This window comes from [Clostridium] innocuum, from assembly GCA_012317185.1.
In the GTDB taxonomy this organism is placed as follows: Bacteria; Bacillota_I; Bacilli_A; order Erysipelotrichales; family Erysipelotrichaceae; genus Clostridium_AQ; species Clostridium_AQ innocuum.
Map to the genome: position 1 here is coordinate 2880970 of CP048838.1, position 17807 is coordinate 2898776.

Consider the following 17807-nt stretch of genomic DNA (forward strand, 5'->3'; position numbering starts at 1 on the left):
GTAGTCGTTTCGTTTTCTTACTTCTTTTCTTCAAATTCAGCGTCTACAACGTTGTCATCGTTGTTTGCACCTGCTCCTGCATTCGGATCCGCACTCTGCTGCTGATACATCTGAGCACTAGCCGCCTGTGCAGCCTTTTCCAGTGCCTCCAGTTTTTCCTTTACAGCATCCATGTCATTTTCATCCAGAGATTTCTGTAAATCGTCGCGCAGCTTCTGTGTTTCTTCCTTCTGCTTTGCATCAATCTTGTCACCGCTATCTGCCAGCATGGAATCAATCTGAGCAATGAAGCCCTCTGCACGGTTGCGCAGATCAATTTCTTCCTTGCGTTTTTCATCCTCAACCTTGTGTTCCTCAGCCTCACGAACCATACGATCGATTTCCTCATCGCTCAGTCCGCTCGTATTCTGAATCGTGATGGACTGTTCCTTACCGGTACCCTTATCCTTTGCAGATACATGTACAATACCGTTTACGTCAATATCAAAGGTAACTTCAATCTGTGGCACACCACGGCGAGCCGGAGCGATACCATCCAGCTTGAACATACCGAGCTCCTTATTGTCATTTGCCATCGGGCGCTCACCCTGCAGAACACGGATATCAACAGCAGGCTGGTTATCCGCAGCAGTTGAGAATACCTGAGATTTGCTTGTTGGAATTGTTGTGTTACGTGGAATCAGCACGGTCATGACACCACCCATTGTCTCAATACCGAGGCTCAGTGGTGTAACATCCAGCAGCAGAACATCCTTTACATCACCGGCGATAACACCACCCTGAATAGCAGCACCCATAGCAACTACTTCATCCGGGTTTACGGATTTGTTAGGTTCCTTGCCCAGAACGCTCTTAACAGCTTCCTGTACAGCAGGAATACGGGTAGATCCACCTACCAGCAGTACCTGGTGGATATCGTTTTTCGTCAGTCCGGCATCGCGCAGTGCGTTTCTTACCGGCTCCATCGTACGATCAACCAGAGATTTTGTCATTTCATCGAATTTTGCACGTGATAATGTAGCCTCGAAGTGCAGAGGTCCATCCGCACCTGCAGAGATAAACGGCAGAGAAATCTGGGTCTGTACAACTCCACTCAGATCCTTCTTCGCTTTTTCTCCAGCCTCTTTCAGACGCTGCATAGCCATAGTATCCTTACGCAGGTCAACACCGTTTTCCTTCTTGAAGGTATCTACCATCCAGTCAACAACAACGTTATCGAAGTCATCTCCACCCAGACGGGTATCTCCGTTTGTAGACAATACCTCAAAGGTTCCATCCGCAAGCTCCAGAATAGAAACGTCGAAGGTACCTCCACCTAAGTCATATACCAGAACCTTCTGTTCTTTTTCAGTTTTATCAATACCGTATGCTAGTGCGGCAGCAGTCGGCTCATTGATGATACGCTCTACTTCCAGACCGGCAATCTTTCCGGCATCCTTGGTTGCCTGACGCTGTGCATCATTGAAATAAGCTGGTACCGTAATAACCGCTTTTTCAACCTTTTCTCCTAGATAGTCCTCTGCATAGGATTTCAGATACTGCAGGATCATCGCACTGACTTCCTGCGGTGTATACTGCTTACCTTCCAGTTCAACCTTTTCATTTGTACCCATCAGACGCTTGATTGAGCTGATAGTGTTTTTGTTTGTAACAACCTGACGCTTTGCGGCATCACCGACGATACGTTCACCGTTCTTGTATGCGACTACAGATGGTGTTGTACGATTTCCTTCCGGATTTGTGATGACCTTGCATTCACCACCGTCCATAACGGACACACAGCTGTTTGTTGTACCTAAGTCAATACCAATAATTTTACTCATAATCGTTATCCTCCTTTTATCTATTCGCTAACCTTTACAAGTGTTGCACGTAATACACGATCCTTCAGCATATATCCCTTTTGCAGGACCTCAATGACCATACCGCTTTCCACGCCATCCTTGGCCTCCTGCATCAGGGCCTGATGGAAGTTTGGATCAAACGGCTTGTCCAGCGCTTCGATTTCCTTTACACCCTCCTGATTCAGGATGTGTACCAGCTGCTGGTAAATCATCTCAAAGCCCTTGGCGTAGTTTTTGACATTCTGATCATCGACCTTAACATCCAGCGCACGCTCCAGGTTATCCAGAACCGGCAGGATTTCCATCGCAAAGCTTTGAATGCGGTACTTGCGCACATTGTCGCTTTCACTCTGCAGACGCTTCTTCAGATTTTCTGTATCTGCATACGCCTTGAAGTAGGCATTCTTGTTTGCTGCCGCCTCTTCCTTCAGCTTTACGATTTCCTCTTCCAGTTCTTCGATTTTTTTCTTCTTACCGAATTTCGCGGATTTTTTATCTTCCTTTTCCGCTTCCTTCGCATCCTTTTTTTCTACCTTGGCAGCATCCTGTGCCGTCTTTGCTTCTTCGCTTTGCTCGGCAGTCTTTGCTTCCTCGTTTACAACTTCTTTTTCTTCCTGCATGATGACCTCCTTATCGATTTTCACTTCTGTATAAATCTTCGATTACTTTGCTCATATATTCCATAAGGGCAACGACACGGCTGTACTGCATGCGGGTAGGTCCCACGATCATCAGTTCCCCTTCTTCATCCTCGTTCAGCTTGAACTTGCTGGATACCACGGCAACATTATTGACCTGAATCAATTCATTGTCTCCGCCGATCTCAATGGCAACATCACCCTCATGATTGGCCAGCTGTCGAAACAAGCTGCTGTCCTCCAGCATCTTCATAAGCTCCTTCAGCTTTTCGATATCTGCGAATTCCGGCTGATACAGCATATTGCTCTGTCCGCTGCAGTATACATGGTCGGTTGCAAACCGCATGAATGCATTAACGAAGGCTTCAAACAGCACCTCGTGACGGGCAATATGGCTGGCCAGCAGCGGCTCAATCTGCTGCATGCGCTCCACCACCTCATTGATCGGTGTGCCGCTCAGCTTGTCATTGAGCAGATTACAGCAGGTTTTGATATCCTCAACGCTCACGGCCGTATTGAAGTGAAATGTCTTATTTTCCGTATGCCCGTGATCGGTAATGAAGACTGCAACCGCACTGGTGTCACTGAGTGGAAACAGCTGTATGTGCTGCAGTGTCTGGTAACGGCTTTCCGGCCCCAGCACCACGGAAGTCAGCGAGGTCATCTGAGATAGAATATCACAGCTTTTCTTAACGATTTCATCCATTGAATAATGACGCTCCTGAAATACAGCCTGCAGAGAATGCTTGACTCCATCATCCAGTTCACGCTCCATCAGATTTTCAACATAGAACCGATAACCGCGACTGCTTGGTATACGACCGCTGGAGGTATGTGTTTTCTCCAGCAGACCCAGATCCTCCAGTGCAGCCATCTCATTGCGAATGGTGGCACTGGAACAGTTGAAATCCAGCAGGTCCATCAGTTTCTTGGAACCGACAGGCTCGGCAGTCCGGGTGAACTCATCTACTATCGTTTTAAAGATCGCCGTCTGGCGTTTTGTAAGCATATGGTTCACTCCTTTCTAGCACTCAACCTCTATGTCTGCTAATAGTATATTCCAATATTTTAGCACTGTCAACACTTTAGTGCTAAAATCCATAAAAATTGTTATCATTTCTGGAAATATTAGGAAAGTGCTCTGTTTTGCCCAGCGTTGGAAAAATGCATATATTCACGCAAATGGATTGCCAAGAGCCGCAGCTTGCTATATACTTTTCCCAGGGCAAACCCGGATACTCACACATATACTATAAATATATAAGAAAGAAAGAAGGAATGATCATATGAATTATATACAATGGAACTACGAGGATGATTTGCTTGCAGGTACGACGCTGCGCGACCCATCCCTGCCGGAAAACAACAATATGGCACTGCACGCCTGTTTACGGAAAGAGGATGTTTTAAATAATCGTGATACTCTGTCAAAAGCACTCCATATAGCATCGTCACAGTGGACCTTCGCTATGCAGACGCACTCCGATCATATCCATGAGGTAACCGCCGCAGATGCCGGCAGAGGCTATCGTGTTTATGAGGAGGGGATTGCGGACTGTGATGCCCTTTACACAAAGGAAAGAAACATCGCAATCGGTGTCTTTCATGCAGATTGCGTGCCGGTACTTCTATATGACCCCTTTACCGGTATCATTGCCGCTATTCACAGTGGCTGGCAGGGAACCGTGCAGGAAATTACACGCAAAACCGTGACCCTGCTCATGCAGAAGGAGCATGTCGATCCTGCTCACCTGATGGCTTATATCGGTCCGGCTATCGCATATCGCAGCTTTGAAATCCAGCAGGATGTCATTGACCGCATCCGGGCAATGAGCTTTGATACCCGTGACTATCTGACAATGCTGCCAAACGGCAGGGCAATCGCAGACAACAAAGGGCTGAATATGCAGATGCTGCTGAATCTCGGTGTTGAACGCGATCATATCACAGTGAATCCAAACGATACCTTTCTGAAAAACGATGCTTTTTTCAGCTATCGAAGAGAGCCTGCATGCGGAAGACACCTCAGCTTCATTCTACGCAAATAATCCAAATAAAAAGGCGGAGTATTCTGATCCTGTTTCATTTGAACAGTTGATCATTCCGCCCTTTTTTATTTCCGGATGCATTATGTGCATGTTCAGACACGTGTTTCCTCCATATGAATTTTGTCAGACAGCATTGCAATGAATTCGGAATTTGTAGGTTTGCTTCGTTCCATGGAAATCGTATAGCCGAAAATCTTATGTATCACATGTGCATTTCCGCGATTCCAGGCCACTTCGATTGCATGCCGTATACCACGCTCCACTCGGGAGGGTGTTGTCTGAAACTCCAGCGCAATCTTCGGATATAATGTTTTGGTAACCTTACCAAGCAGATCCATATCACGGTAGGTCTGCATAATTGCACAGCGTAGATACTGATACCCTTTCAGGTTTGCAGGAACTCCAAGCTCGTGCAGCAGCTCGGTGATCGTTCCCTCCAGATGCTGGTTCTGACTGCGTCCCAGCTTTTTCTGCAGCTCCTCATTCAATGAATAATCCGGCTGATAATTCCTGATGAAATGAATCTTGCGAATCAGATCAGGAATCTCATAGGGCTTCATCATGATGTAGTCGACACAATAGCGGTTGAACTCAGAAAGAATCATTTCACTGAGATATGAGGATATGCAGATAATATGATCCACCTGCAGCCTTCTGCTGCGTATTTCCTCTAATACATAAAACCCATCTTTCTTTGGCAGGATCATGTCCAACACCAGAACATGTACATGTTTCCCCTCCAGCTGTCGGATACATTCCTCACCATCGCTTGTCATTCCGGCCAGTTCAAATTCCTCAACGGAAGAAATGGCCCTTTCTAAAGCAGATAACTGATTTCTATTCTCATCTACTAAAAAAATCAAGCTCTTCATCTTTCATTCCTCCAACTACCTAGGCAGGAACCATCATAAACCCTAAAGTGTTTTTAGAGTCAAGTATTTATTAAAAATATTTAAGAAAAACATTAAATTATTTTATATCACTCTCTTGTAAGGGACCCATATCATATGGCGCATCTGATAATGATGATCCTCGCAGGCACTGTATAAGACCTGAGACAGGATATCCCCGTCAAGCACCAGGTGATGTGCCTCCATAAACTGCAGCAGCTTTTCCTTTTCCTGCAGAATCGTATGCTGGGCATCCGCTTCAAAGCAGTAGGCAAGAGCCGAACATTCGGCATACTGTCTTACCACATCATTTTTCCGAATACCGATGAAATCCCCAATCGTCTCGTACATACAAAAGCCGTAATCAAAGTGCTCCTGTCCGCTGATAAAATCCTTGGCACAGATTCGTCCACTCAGAAACTGAAGCTCGCTGCTTTTCGACCACACCCTGAGTTCCTCATTCAGGAATGCATCATCCGCTAAAATCACATCATCCTGCATGTAGGAAATGCGATACAGGGCAGGTCTTGTTACAAACTGTATGGCATGCTGTGCACGTTCTGCCAGCGCAATGCATTCCAAAGAAAGATGAATGCTGTGAAGACGAAGACTCATCGACACACTTTCCTGCAGCAGCTCCTTCTCCTTTTGTTCCATCAGCTCAAGAAACATATCATTTCCCCTGCTTTCAAACAAATCCATCAGCTCATACAGCGTAAAGCCAAGCTTCTGATACTTCTGCATATTCAGAAGATGGTTGATTTGTGAAGCATCGAAATAACGGTAATTGGATACACTGTCCTTATGCGGCACGATGAGCCCTTTACGTTCGTAGTACCGCAAAGCTTCCGTGCTGAGACCCAGCAGTCTGGCAGCCTCTCCGATTTTGTACATAAAAAAAAACTCCTCCCTTTTCCATTCTTCACAAACAATACTCTTTCCAAATCTGCATACGTATGCATATAGGTCTTTTCTATTTTAGTATACTTTTGTGCTGCGTGCAACCTTATTACCGTCTTATTTTAGATTTTATGGAAAGAACGGATTGCTTCTGTATAAATTTCCATGCTATACTAGGATTAACATTTCCCTGGAGGATCCATTTTGAAAGGACAAACATTCTACAGCAGTCTCTACGATTCGCTTACATCCTTGATCATAACGAGGCGGCTTCCCTATGGGAGCCGTCTTCCATCCGCTAAACAGCTGTGCAGCACCTATCAGGTAGGAATACGTACCGTACAGGACGTCCTGCGCGATATGCGGGATGCCGGCTATATTTCTTTAGAGGCACGCAAGCGTGCACAGGTGATCTGGCAGCCCTCACAGGCGCACGATGAGCAGACGGATTTCTATATTCTGCATACACACCGGCAGATGATTGACGTTTTGGAAAGCATGCGTCTGTGCCTGCCTCCCCTCTGCAGCGGGTTGTGCGATTTACTGCAGGAAAAGGATATCCGTCATTTATATAAAATGCTGTCGACGCTGGAGGATAATAAAAATCTGGAAAAACGCCGACTGCTGATCCGGGATTTTAATGTATATCTGCTGCAGCGTTATCATAATGATATGATTCTCGATTTGTATCTGACGACCTTTTCCTATATTGAATATCCCCTGTTGTATCATACAGATCTGTTTTCCTCCTATCATGGCACTCTGAAGCACGATTATGAGCAGCTGCTTGCCGCCTATACAGATAAAAACTGCCGCTTTGTATATGATTTTTATTATCACACGATCTGCTACACCATACAGCGTATCCGTGAGCACGCAGCGCAGATACAGCTTTGCGGCAACCACTGTATACCGGAAGCAACCCCCTTTTTCTGGCAGCCGAAGCATTCTCATGATTACGTTTACACACTTGTCTTCCGAGACCTTATTCGCAGCATCGCCTGCAAAACCTATGCCGATCAGCAGCTGCTGCCGCCCATAGAGCAGCTGTCCAGAACCTATCAGGTATCCTACGCAACGATTCGCAAGGTTTTGAAGCAGCTGAATGATATCGGGCTCGCAAAGACCTATAACGGTCTGGGGACCCGCATTCAGCTGAATAAGGGGGTTGCACATGCACATCTGGAGGACAGTACAATGATACGTGACGCCGTAAAATTCATCGGGGCTGTACAGTTTATCACCATCACGATCGGCCGCTGCTGCCTGGAATATTTCGACCAGCTGCTCGTGCTTTCCCCTGTTATGGAGGAGCGGATAAAAAAACGGCATTATGATGGCGTCGGTTTCCTTGATGCCCTGCTGGTGATTCTTCCCAAGGCCAATCTGAAACAGATTCTGCAGGAGTTTCGCAGCATTTTGTCATGGGGCTTTTATTTCACACTGCTGCAGCTGGATGAACAACTGGTCGATCTATATTACAAGCGCTGTGAGGAAGCGGTTGGCTTTCTGGTGAAACGGGATGCCGACGGCTATTGCCGCTGTATACAGCAGGTCTACATGCAGCTGTTCCATATCATCATCCATTGTGCCAAACGCATCGGCATCCGTCAATGTGATGCCATTCAGCTGCCCGATATCGATTCCCTTCCTCTGCAGGAAACAAAGAATGTCTGCGCTAACCCTTGACTCCTGATGAAAAGACGGCTGCTTTCTGCAATAAGAATGGTCGGCGGGCGATTCTCACACCACGCCGGTATGACTGAATGCTGTAGCTTCGTAGAAAAACAGATATGGAAGGAAGTGCTTTCCGTCAGGGAAAGCTTTATCGGCAACTCTTTTCCATGGTGACCATATGCGCTTGTGGATAACCGCCTGTACAGAAAAATAACATCGGATTATAAAAAACCTGCAAAACCATATCCACGGGTTTTCTGTGCAGATTAACGGCACTTTCCTATCAGGGATTTCCTGCTATGGGTATGCAGGCATAGACAAATTCCTTTATTGACTGGCTCAACAGGAATACATCAAAATCCACCGGAGTCCGGTGGATATTTTCTATATTCTATTGAATGCGCCTATAAGCTGTCCTGCTTCCCTGCTGTATCTGTATCAGGATAGAAAAGGATTTCTTGTTGCAGATTTCAGGCAGATTCCTGTGAATGGTGGGTCGTATAGGCACGATCAAAGGTAACAACCAGATAGTAATGATCGCCCTTATGCTCCCGGATCCGCTGTGCAAGGGCATCCAGAATCTGCTGATTACTCATTTTAATATGGAAGGGCACGACAACATCGAAAATCATATTCGTATGGGTTTCTCCCGGAACGATACGGAAATCGTGCATGCTCAGGTCTTCATCAATTTCCTTTACGATTGCTGCTGTCAGTGTTCGCAGCTCATTGGTCAGCGGATCGTCAATATTGATGGGATCCATGTGGATAACCATCTCCAGTCCCATATTCTCCTGAAAGTCGCGTTCGATATTATCAATCATATCATGAGATTTCAGTACATCTTCCTTATAATCCACCTCCACATGCACAGATGCAAAGGTACGGTGCGCACCATAATCGTGGATCATGAGATCATGCATACCCAGCACTCCATCATAGCTGTTAATCTTATCCTGAATCTGTTTCACCAGATCCTCATCCGGAGCCTGTCCCAGCAGCTCATCCAGCGCCGATTTGATGATGCCTCCACCCGCCATCAAAATAAAGATGGCAACAACAACCCCCATATAGCCGTCCAGATTAAAATGAATAATAGGAGAGAGTACTGTGGAAACAAGAACAGCTCCCGTCGCCATAACATCACTGATGGAATCTGCAGCGGTCGCCTCCATTATACTGGACTTCAAAAGCCTCCCGTATTTCTTATTATAACTGTACATCCACAGCTTTACGGAAATGGAAAACAGCAGAATAATCACACTCAACCAGCTGAAGGACACTGCCTCCGGTTGAAGAATCTTATGAAAGCTGGTGCGAATCAGCTCAAAGCCAAGCAGCAGGATGGCTACAGCAACGATCATTGATGCAATACATTCGTAGCGCGCATGGCCAAAGGGGTGCTTTTCATCTGCCGGCTTGCTTGACAGCTTAAAGCTGAGCAGGGAAATCACAGAGCTTCCGGCATCGGAAAGGTTGTTGACAGCGTCTGCCGTTATGGACACACTGCGTGCCAGGGTACCGGCCAGAAATTTAAACAGAAACAAAATCACATTGTTTGCAATCCCCACCGTGCTTGTAAGGTTTCCATATGCCTTTCGCACAGCAGGATCTTCCAGCTCGTTATAGTTGTGTATCATTTTTTTCGCAAGATAATTTATCATTATATCACCCACTTCTTTTATGAATATCTAGTTTAACACATTTCACCAAAATGGGAAAGATTTACATGAAAGTTTTCGTTTCATCATATAGTATATCGGTGATAACATGAAAAAATTCACGGGCTTTCTGCTGTTTGGTCTTCTCTTATTGACACTTGGCTTTGGAACCCTGACGCTGCAAAGTGCACAAAACGCACTTTCCATCTGGTTTGAAAAGCTGGTTCCCTCCATGTTTTTATCTATGGTTCTGGTTCGTCTGCTCTATAAGGAGCATGCGTTTGACCATCTTCCCTCTCTAGGTCTGCCTGCTTTGCTGGGGATGGATCAGGGGGCATGGAATCTGGTTTTATGCACGATGTTCCTTGGCTTTCCCACCGGCTCTGTCTTTGTGGATGAAGCCGTACGGGATGGTGTCCTTTCCCGGCAGGATGCTGCACGCCTGCTGTATTGCTGCTGTTTTCCTACACCGGGCTTTGTCATTATCTCCTGCGGTATCGTCTTTTTCAAATCTCTGCACATCGGCATGCTGCTGTTTGCTTTGCAGCTGCTCAGCGGTCTGCTGTTGCTGCTGTTCACCCGCAGACACACGATTCATACCTTTCCTGCAGCTGTTGCTTCCTCACAATCCTTTATGCGGAATCTTAGCAGCGCAGTTACGGAAAGTGGAATTTCTCTCTATATGATTGGGGGATATCTGATGATTTTTATGAGTGTTACCGCTGTGCTGTTTTCCTTTCTTCCGGAATTTCCTGCGCTTATCATACGCAGTCTTGCCGAGTTTTCCAGCGGCATCGTTTTGATCAACGTCACACCGTTTTCCACTATGCAGAGATTACTCCTTACCAGCTTTCTGCTTGGATTTGCAGGCTTCTGTGTACATATGCAGATCATGAGTATGGTGGAGCAGGTTCCTCTGCGTTATCCCGTCTTTCTGCTTTACCGGATTCTGCAGGGGATGATTTCTGTCCTTCTGCTAATCCTTTGCGTGCAGTTTCTATAATCTTCCTGTATAATAATACAAAAGGAAGGTGATCATATGAAGATTGCATGGATTGGCTGCGGCGTGATGGGGACCAGCATGCTGCTGAACCTGAAAAAGGGCGGTCATACGGTGAGTGCCTATAACCGCACCTATGAGAAGGCCGCTCCCCTGCTCGAGCAGGGAATCCGGGTGGAGCGTACCATTCGGGATTGTGTAAGTGATGCGGATGTTGTCTGTACCATGGTCGGTTACCCAAAGGATGTGGAAGAAATCTATGAGGGGGATGACGGTATCTTTGCACATGCCAAAGCGCATGCCGTACTGATTGATTTTACAACCTCTTCGCCCGCGCTGGCAAAAAAGCTGTACACAGCAGCAAAGGCAAAGGGATATGCCATGCTGGACGCTCCGGTATCCGGTGGTGACAGCGGGGCAAAAGCCGCATCCCTGTCTATTATGACTGGCGGGGATGAAGAAGTGTTCGAACAAATGCGTCCGCTATTCTCCCTATTGGGGACGGGAATTCAGTATATGGGAGAAGCAGGAAGTGGTCAGCATACAAAGGCCTGCAATCAGATTGCCGTGGCAGGCGCTGTGGCAGCGATGAGTGAAGCACTGGTATATGCAAGAGCGGTCGGACTGGATGAGCAGAAGATGCTTACCGCTATCGCCAAAGGAGCTGCAGGCAGCTGGCAGATCGACAATACCGCACCGCGTGTTCTTGCAAACGACTTCGCTCCCGGCTTTTATATCAAGCATTTTATTAAGGATATGCACATTGTTCAGCAGGAGATGGAGCAGCAGAACGTCCATCTGGATATGCTGGAGGCTGTCTGCAATATGTACGAAGCACTGGCAGGCATGGGAGAGGAAAACAACGGTACACAGGCACTTGTGCATTATTATAAATGAATATAAAAGCTGTGACAATTTGGCTAGAATCCTGACACCACAGCTTTCTATATATCACGTTTATCGAACATTTACTCAATCAGACTTAAGCTGAAACAGAGTTTCTAAAAATGTATATTGTGCTTACGCATTTTTATGGCTATGTCAAAAATTTTCTGGAATTTGTAGTGGCATACATGACTGTAATGCACTATTCACCGGATGCCATGGAGCAATATAAGCAATCAATCTGCATCCTATTCATATTTATCCGTGCTTTTGAGGTATGGCAAAAAAACACGCTTTCTCTCTATTTGAGCAATGTCATCAACTTAAGGTATCTTGACAAAAAAAGAGTATTCAGTATAGAGAACAATCAATATGTTCCTATAGAGGATACTTTTTTTTGAAAAATAAGTGCGCAAAAAAACACGAATTTGGTACTATCATACTATTTCACACTACATCAATAAGAATAACGATAAGTCATTCTATGTTTATTCAATCGCTTTTTCTGTCTGCTATATATGCTATTTCTGTCTTGGCGTATTGGACAGAGATGACGCATCATCTCTTTATCCATTTTTACTGATGCTTTTTTGGCTAGCTTTGGATGATCATAATACACAAATATCTTCAGTAGATAGTGTTTCAATTTTCCACTCGCATAATTTCTATTAAATGCCATCTCATATTTATATCTTTCCTGTTGTATGGTACTTAAGTTTTCTTTTGAACATACGATATCAGATACAGCATTGTATACTAATGCACATGCGTATATATCCCGCTTTATCAATTGTTCCCGATAACCTGAGAATTCTTCCATCTTTAATTGTGACTTCATGGAGCGATAGCAGGTTTCTATGTCCCAGCGCAGATGATACAGTTCCTTCATACTTTCTGTATCAAAATCAGTTTCAGAAAGATTTGTCAATAATATCTCTGTAGCTGTACTTCCGTCATTGAGTACGATTTGGAATTTCACAAAACGTAAATGGTAGGTAGTATTCATAAGTTTTATCCGAAATGATCTATCCTCACGGAAGTGATTACTCCGCAATCTACCATATATGACATCAATCCATTTATCATCTTCATCATCACGAAGTTCTTCACATTCCCTTTTAAAATCATTTGCTTTTAATCGAAAGACAAAATATTGACCGCTTTCTAACATCTGATCGATCAGCTTAATAGAAGGATATCCTCTGTCAAATATACAAACCATTTTTTGATCCTTGAGGTAAGATATCTCGTGCATAACCCAAATGATCTTCTGCGCTTGATTTCTCACTGTATTTATACGAATTTATAGATATATCTATAATACATTTATTAATGACATCAAAAAATACTGGAAGCAGAACCCATCACAGGATCATTATCGCCATCGTGCAATTTTGTTTTCCAAACCTCTTTATTATCTCTCCATTTAGGTATCAAAAAATCGCTTCCATCAATCGCCATAATATAATAATCATTTAATTTTAATAATTTCTTTTCTGCATATACATCTCTGTTGATATCATGAAGAATTGTACGAAGGGCATCAGGGTTAAATTTCATCCGCGCATTAAAATAACCTGTTTGTGATATTTCTATATTTTCATCAACTTGTTCAATGAAATCAGAAATTTCATTCTTCTGTGATTTTCCGGTTGTGGCAAGCATCTGCATAAAGATATGAGGCAAAAGGATTTTTCTCTTTCTCGTATAAGCATTTTGATTATTTCCACGGATAATATCAATATATTCAGTATCGAGCAGAAAAGCGGTTCTATGAATCCTGTTTAGATAAGATTTTTCACACGACATCATAAGGACTCCTCCGGATAAACCAATAATGGTTTATTCTTAGCATAAGCAGCTTTAAGATAAGGGATCTGATCAAAAGTGACTTCTCCAAGATAAGCAACAGTCTCCTGAGAAACTTTTGTACCATTTCTAGTAGATTTCACAATACTGGCATAGATTTTGGATCCTTTTTTCCAAGTTCTCACATACATAACAGCACCATCGTACACACTACAAATCAATTTAGATATATATTAAATAATGTGTAATCATCCTTTCATTTCACACTACAATTATAGCATAATTAAAGGTGAAATAGATACCCATTTTAGGTAATCATTTCACCTTTTTTCGTTTTCTATACAATAAACCACACATTTGTCAAGATACCTTAAGTTGATGACATTGCTCTATTTGAGTGCATGTTTTTTTATTATCTATGCTAATCAGTTGTGCAGCACCCTTCAGATGGGCGCCTTTTAGATGTTCAGCATGGTGTTGCCCTCACCACACAGCTCCTCGAAATCTCTGGTGAACGCATCCACTGCCAGAACGGCGGCATCGACCTTAATCAGACCTTCGATCACATCCGGAGCAATCGTACTTGCACCAAGACCATACTTGGCAAGCTCCAGTACCTGCTGTGAATTTTTGAAGCTGGCCGCAATCACCTCGGTCTTTAAACCGGCATGCTTCAGCATATCGTGAATATCCTTGGCAACCTGTACGCCGTTATAGCCCAGATTATCAATACGGTTTACATACGGTGCCACATAGGCAGCCCCTGCCATACCGGCAAGATAGCCCTGCATCTGGTTATAGATTGCCGTTCCGGTGATGTTTGCACCCTCTGCATGCAGCAGCTTCATCGCCTTCAGACCTTCCCTGACTACCGGAATCTTGATATAGGTGTTCTTTCCCAGCACCTCCTGAATTTTATGGGCTTCCACAACCATATCCTCAGCTTTCGCACTTACGACCTGTACATGCAGATCGCCGTCCGCACCGATAAATTCACGAATTTCCTTCAATACATCGTATGGATTTCTTCCTGTTCTTTTCAGGATTGTCGGATTGCATGTAACTCCCGTAATCGGAAAATACTCGTAAGCCTTTTTGATTTCCTGAATGTCTGCGTTGTCAATTAAAATTTTCATCTCTATGTCCTCCCTGATTTTTTTATTCTATAATCAGATTGCGGATACCCTGATCTCTTGCAATCCGATAGAATGACTCCATTGCTTCCTTTGTATATAGCTTCGGATTCTCGTCAAAACAATATTCCATATCCAGATAATCATACTTCGCCTTTGCCAGCGGATTATAATTCAGCAGTTCATAACGCACACCTTTATAGCATTGCTGCAGAAACTGTGCTATGGCCGTAATATTTTCACTGCGTGCCGTCATTTCCGGAATCAGCGGTGTGCGGATGATCACACGATCACGAAGCTCCTCACTGCACAGCAGATAGCGGATATTATCCAGAATCTGTGCATTCTCCACTCCAGTATAGGCTTTATGCACCGCACTGTCAAATATTTTCAAATCCGCATAAATATGATCCAGATAGGGCAGCAGCTGCCGCAGCGTATCCTGCGGTGCATACAGGGATGTTTCTATCGTTGTATGTATCCCCTCTGCCTTACATGCCTTTAGAATTTCCAGTGCGAAGTCCGCCTGCAGCAGCGGCTCACCTCCGGATAGGGTAACCCCTCCGCCATAGCGGAAAAACGCACGGTCTTTTTTTACTTCCCGCAGGATATCCGAAACATCATAGCAGGACGCATCATAGCGCAGCGCACCTGTCGGGCAGATATCAATCAGACCTTCCCAGTCCTCAACTGCATCCCGCACAAGCTTTATTCGCCCATCCTGCATAGAAACACCGCCATGGATGGCTGCTGCCGCACAGCTTCCACAATGCATACATTTCGTTTCCATATAGAGAAGCTGCAAAACCGGATGCAGTCCCTCCGGATTCTGGCACCATGCGCAGCGCAGCGGGCAGCCCTTGAGAAAAATCGTTGTCCGGATCCCCTCTCCATCATGCGTAGCGAAGCGCTTGATGTCAAACACATAGCCGCTAGATGCCTTCATAGCTCGTTCTGGCAATGATTTCATTTTGCAGCTCCTGTGCCAGCTCCACAAAATATGCCGTATAGCCGGCAACGCGCACGGTTAAGGATGCATACTGCTCGGGATGCTTCTGAGCAGCCAGCAGATCCTCTTTACGCACAACATTAAACTGGATATGCGGTATTCTCAAATCGACGAAGGTTCGTAAGAATCCGGCAAATTTATCAATGCCCTGCTCATTCTGAAAAAATTCCGGCAGAAATTTCATATTCAGAAGACCGCCGTTGGTCGTGCAGTCACAGGACAGACGGGATACCGATTTCAAAACGGCAGTAGGCCCATGCAAATCTCTTCCATATACTGCAGACATACCGCCATCCGCAAGCGGTGTACCGGCCAGTCTGCCATCCGCACTTGCACCGACATGCTCTCCCATCGGCACATGGGCGCTTACGGTATACATACCGGTATGATACGGTCCCTTGCGGTAATTGGTAAAGGAGCGCAGCTTATCACGGAATGCCGATGCCCACTTCGCCCCCAGCATATCCACCCATTCCACATCGTTGCCATACTTGTCCACCTTGTTCAAAAGACGCTGCCGCAGCATTTCATCCTGTGCAAAATTATGCTCCAGTGCATACTGCAGAGCTTCTCCTGTTACGCTTTTCCTATCATAGACCAGAGCCTTGATCGCCGCCAGAGAATCGGCCAGATTGGCAACCTGGATCATCTGTATACCGCTCAGATTATAATGAGCGCCTCCACGTGTCACATCCATTCCCTGTTCCATGCAGTCATCGATAACGCTGGATAAAAACGGTGAGGGAAGGATGTCAATATGCGCCTTTTCCACCTCTTCACAGGCCGGAATCATGCGCTGCAGAAAATGATCGATCATGGCATCAAATGCACTTTCCAGCTCCTCATAGCTTTCATACGTATCCAGACCGCCCAGATCCGGCCCCAGCTGCTGATTGGTAAGCAGACATCTGCCATGATGCAGCGTCAGCTCCAGCACCTTGTTCAGATTAAACATTGCAGCATCGCTCCAGCCCAGATTATTCCCCTGCGTCGTCAGCTCAACACAGCCGACAATGGCATAATCCATTGCATCCTGATGGGAAATCCCCAGCTTCTCCAGCTCAGCTATAATTGCTTCATCATTGAAAAACTGCGGCATACCGCTTCCCTTTGCCACGACGCGAACAGCCTTCTTTAAAAGAGCATCCCCTGTTCCCCTGTGCAGGCGCACAGACAGATTGGGCTGCGGCAGGCCGATGTGCTCCTGTGCCAGCAAAAACAGAAAGCTCAGCTCATTGCATACATCCTCACCATGGACATCCTGTCCGCCGACAGCGATATTGAAGCCGATTGGAAAGCCGGCAAAGTACTTTGCGCTGTTTTTATTGCGCAGATAGACAATCTGATTGAATTTCAGCCACAGGCATTCAATGATATCCAGCGCTCTTTGCGCATCCAGACGTCCAAGCTCCCTGTCCTTGCGATAATACGGATACAGTATTTCATCCAGACGTCCGGGAGAGAAGCTGGAGGCATTGCTTTCCATATGCAGGACGACAAACAGAATCCACATGGACTGTACCGCCTCATGAAACGTTTCAGCCGGCCGTTTGGACAGCGCCTTACAGATTTCTGCCGTCTCTATCATATCCTGCTTCCAGTCCGGATGCTGCTTTGCTTCCTTTTGCAATTCATCATGATACCGCATCAGAAAGCGGCATACACCATCCATCACAAGAAGAATGCTTTCATAGAAGGGTCTTTGCTCCTCCTTACAGTCCAGCAGGTGCTGCTGTGCCTCCTCTTTCAAGCCGGCCGGCCCCTTTTCCAGCCACTCACGGACATTGGGGCAGATATGTCCCTGTGCATGATCCTTCTGATTAATTTTTACAACCGTTGACAGGGCACTGATTTCTTTTCCATAACGCTTTTTCAGCACATCCTCCAATGATTTCCCCTTCCAGTACGGCTTGATGACCTCGCGAAATGTCTGCACATCCTCAGGACGTACAAGAAACTTATCCTGTGGACGCGTCGGCAGCGTCTCCAGCTCCTGATCCACCCAGGAAATACCGCTTTCAGGAAATACCACCCCATAGCGTACCCCCTTTGTCCGGTTTCCTACAATCAGCTCCTGCGGCTCGATTCCGATTTCCAGCTCGCACAGAGCATCATGGAGTGCATATGCACGTTTTAAAATGACCGGCTCCTCTTCATGCCTCTGATAGGCTCTGGTAATGATCATCGCCTGTTCCATACTCACATAACGCGGCTGGGACAGCATACGTTCCTTTAGAAGATCGATTCGAGCAGTTTTTTTCAGTTCCATGGCAGATACCTCCGTTTACATCTTCATTATAATATGCTTTTACC

The 17807-nt window shown here is 45.5% G+C and carries 14 protein-coding genes and 1 pseudogene; 4 read left to right on the forward strand and 11 right to left on the reverse strand.

The window, feature by feature from the left end:
• Window positions 1–17 precede the first annotated feature (17 nt).
• Genes dnaK through hrcA form a run of 3 tightly spaced genes read right to left on the reverse strand, consistent with a single transcriptional unit; the run spans window position 18 to window position 3491 of the window.
• Window positions 18–1823 carry a molecular chaperone DnaK gene (gene dnaK / locus G4D54_14020; GenBank protein QJA03480.1) on the reverse strand — a complete coding sequence of 602 codons (1806 nt, stop codon included), beginning with the start codon at window positions 1821–1823 and terminating at the stop codon, window positions 18–20.
• A gap of 20 nt (window positions 1824–1843) precedes the next feature.
• On the reverse strand, window positions 1844–2464 hold the full coding sequence (grpE, locus tag G4D54_14025) for a nucleotide exchange factor GrpE (GenBank protein QJA03481.1): 621 nt from the start codon (window positions 2462–2464) through the stop codon (window positions 1844–1846).
• Window positions 2465–2474: 10 nt separating this feature from the next.
• A complete protein-coding gene (gene hrcA / locus G4D54_14030; protein QJA03482.1) occupies window positions 2475–3491 on the reverse strand; it encodes a heat-inducible transcription repressor HrcA in 1017 nt (338 codons plus the stop codon).
• Window positions 3492–3768: 277 nt separating this feature from the next.
• Here hrcA and pgeF point away from each other — a divergent pair, with 277 nt between their 5' ends.
• Complete coding sequence (pgeF, locus tag G4D54_14035) at window positions 3769–4530, forward strand: peptidoglycan editing factor PgeF (GenBank protein ID QJA03483.1); 762 nt, start codon at window positions 3769–3771, stop codon at window positions 4528–4530.
• Between the two features lie 92 nt (window positions 4531–4622).
• Here pgeF and spo0A read toward each other — a convergent pair whose 3' ends face one another.
• Together spo0A and G4D54_14045 are read right to left on the reverse strand one after the other, a co-directional pair.
• A complete protein-coding gene (gene spo0A, locus G4D54_14040; protein QJA03484.1) occupies window positions 4623–5402 on the reverse strand; it encodes a sporulation transcription factor Spo0A in 780 nt (259 codons plus the stop codon).
• A 102-nt stretch (window positions 5403–5504) separates the two neighbouring features.
• Complete coding sequence (locus tag G4D54_14045) at window positions 5505–6314, reverse strand: MerR family transcriptional regulator (protein QJA03485.1); 810 nt, start codon at window positions 6312–6314, stop codon at window positions 5505–5507.
• A 210-nt stretch (window positions 6315–6524) separates the two neighbouring features.
• Here G4D54_14045 and G4D54_14050 point away from each other — a divergent pair, with 210 nt between their 5' ends.
• Complete coding sequence (locus G4D54_14050; GenBank protein QJA03486.1) at window positions 6525–8009, forward strand: GntR family transcriptional regulator; 1485 nt, start codon at window positions 6525–6527, stop codon at window positions 8007–8009.
• A gap of 458 nt (window positions 8010–8467) precedes the next feature.
• Here G4D54_14050 and G4D54_14055 read toward each other — a convergent pair whose 3' ends face one another.
• The gene (locus tag G4D54_14055) at window positions 8468–9661 is read right to left on the reverse strand and encodes a cation transporter (GenBank protein QJA03487.1); all 1194 of its coding nucleotides are present in this window, start codon (window positions 9659–9661) and stop codon (window positions 8468–8470) included.
• A gap of 106 nt (window positions 9662–9767) precedes the next feature.
• Between G4D54_14055 and G4D54_14060 the strand changes: the two genes are divergently transcribed.
• Both G4D54_14060 and G4D54_14065 read left to right on the forward strand, forming a co-directional pair.
• A complete protein-coding gene (locus G4D54_14060; GenBank protein ID QJA03488.1) occupies window positions 9768–10661 on the forward strand; it encodes a hypothetical protein in 894 nt (297 codons plus the stop codon).
• A gap of 36 nt (window positions 10662–10697) precedes the next feature.
• A complete protein-coding gene (locus tag G4D54_14065) occupies window positions 10698–11555 on the forward strand; it encodes an NAD(P)-dependent oxidoreductase (protein ID QJA03489.1) in 858 nt (285 codons plus the stop codon).
• 445 nt (window positions 11556–12000) lie between these two features.
• Here G4D54_14065 and G4D54_14070 read toward each other — a convergent pair.
• The 5 genes and pseudogenes from G4D54_14070 to G4D54_14090 form a co-directional block, all read right to left on the reverse strand.
• Window positions 12001–13355: pseudogene (locus G4D54_14070) on the reverse strand (IS4 family transposase).
• Entirely contained in the window at window positions 13352–13543 is a 192-nt protein-coding gene (locus G4D54_14075) for a 2-C-methyl-D-erythritol 4-phosphate cytidylyltransferase (GenBank protein QJA03490.1), read from the reverse strand. Before G4D54_14075 ends, G4D54_14070 begins: the two are co-directional and overlap by 4 nt.
• A gap of 267 nt (window positions 13544–13810) precedes the next feature.
• Complete coding sequence (locus G4D54_14080) at window positions 13811–14488, reverse strand: fructose-6-phosphate aldolase (GenBank protein ID QJA03491.1); 678 nt, start codon at window positions 14486–14488, stop codon at window positions 13811–13813.
• A 22-nt stretch (window positions 14489–14510) separates the two neighbouring features.
• Entirely contained in the window at window positions 14511–15455 is a 945-nt protein-coding gene (locus tag G4D54_14085; protein ID QJA03492.1) for a glycyl-radical enzyme activating protein, read from the reverse strand.
• Entirely contained in the window at window positions 15418–17763 is a 2346-nt protein-coding gene (locus G4D54_14090; GenBank protein QJA03493.1) for a formate C-acetyltransferase/glycerol dehydratase family glycyl radical enzyme, read from the reverse strand. Before G4D54_14090 ends, G4D54_14085 begins: the two co-directional genes overlap by 38 nt.
• Window positions 17764–17807: the final 44 nt, after the last annotated feature.

Bases quoted from the DNA above. Each gene is read 5' to 3' on its own strand.
- dnaK (QJA03480.1), bottom strand. From the start codon at position 1,823: ATGAGTAAAATTATTGGTATTGACTTAGGTACAACAAACAGCTGTGTG.
- grpE (QJA03481.1), bottom strand. From the start codon at position 2,464: ATGCAGGAAGAAAAAGAAGTTGTAAACGAGGAAGCAAAGACTGCCGAG.
- hrcA (QJA03482.1), bottom strand. From the start codon at position 3,491: ATGCTTACAAAACGCCAGACGGCGATCTTTAAAACGATAGTAGATGAG.
- pgeF (QJA03483.1), top strand. From the start codon at position 3,769: ATGAATTATATACAATGGAACTACGAGGATGATTTGCTTGCAGGTACG.
- spo0A (QJA03484.1), bottom strand. From the start codon at position 5,402: ATGAAGAGCTTGATTTTTTTAGTAGATGAGAATAGAAATCAGTTATCT.
- G4D54_14045 (QJA03485.1), bottom strand. From the start codon at position 6,314: ATGTACAAAATCGGAGAGGCTGCCAGACTGCTGGGTCTCAGCACGGAA.
- G4D54_14055 (QJA03487.1), bottom strand. From the start codon at position 9,661: ATGATAAATTATCTTGCGAAAAAAATGATACACAACTATAACGAGCTG.
- G4D54_14060 (QJA03488.1), top strand. From the start codon at position 9,768: ATGAAAAAATTCACGGGCTTTCTGCTGTTTGGTCTTCTCTTATTGACA.
- G4D54_14065 (QJA03489.1), top strand. From the start codon at position 10,698: ATGAAGATTGCATGGATTGGCTGCGGCGTGATGGGGACCAGCATGCTG.
- G4D54_14075 (QJA03490.1), bottom strand. From the start codon at position 13,543: ATGTATGTGAGAACTTGGAAAAAAGGATCCAAAATCTATGCCAGTATT.
- G4D54_14080 (QJA03491.1), bottom strand. From the start codon at position 14,488: ATGAAAATTTTAATTGACAACGCAGACATTCAGGAAATCAAAAAGGCT.
- G4D54_14085 (QJA03492.1), bottom strand. From the start codon at position 15,455: ATGAAATCATTGCCAGAACGAGCTATGAAGGCATCTAGCGGCTATGTG.
- G4D54_14090 (QJA03493.1), bottom strand. From the start codon at position 17,763: ATGGAACTGAAAAAAACTGCTCGAATCGATCTTCTAAAGGAACGTATG.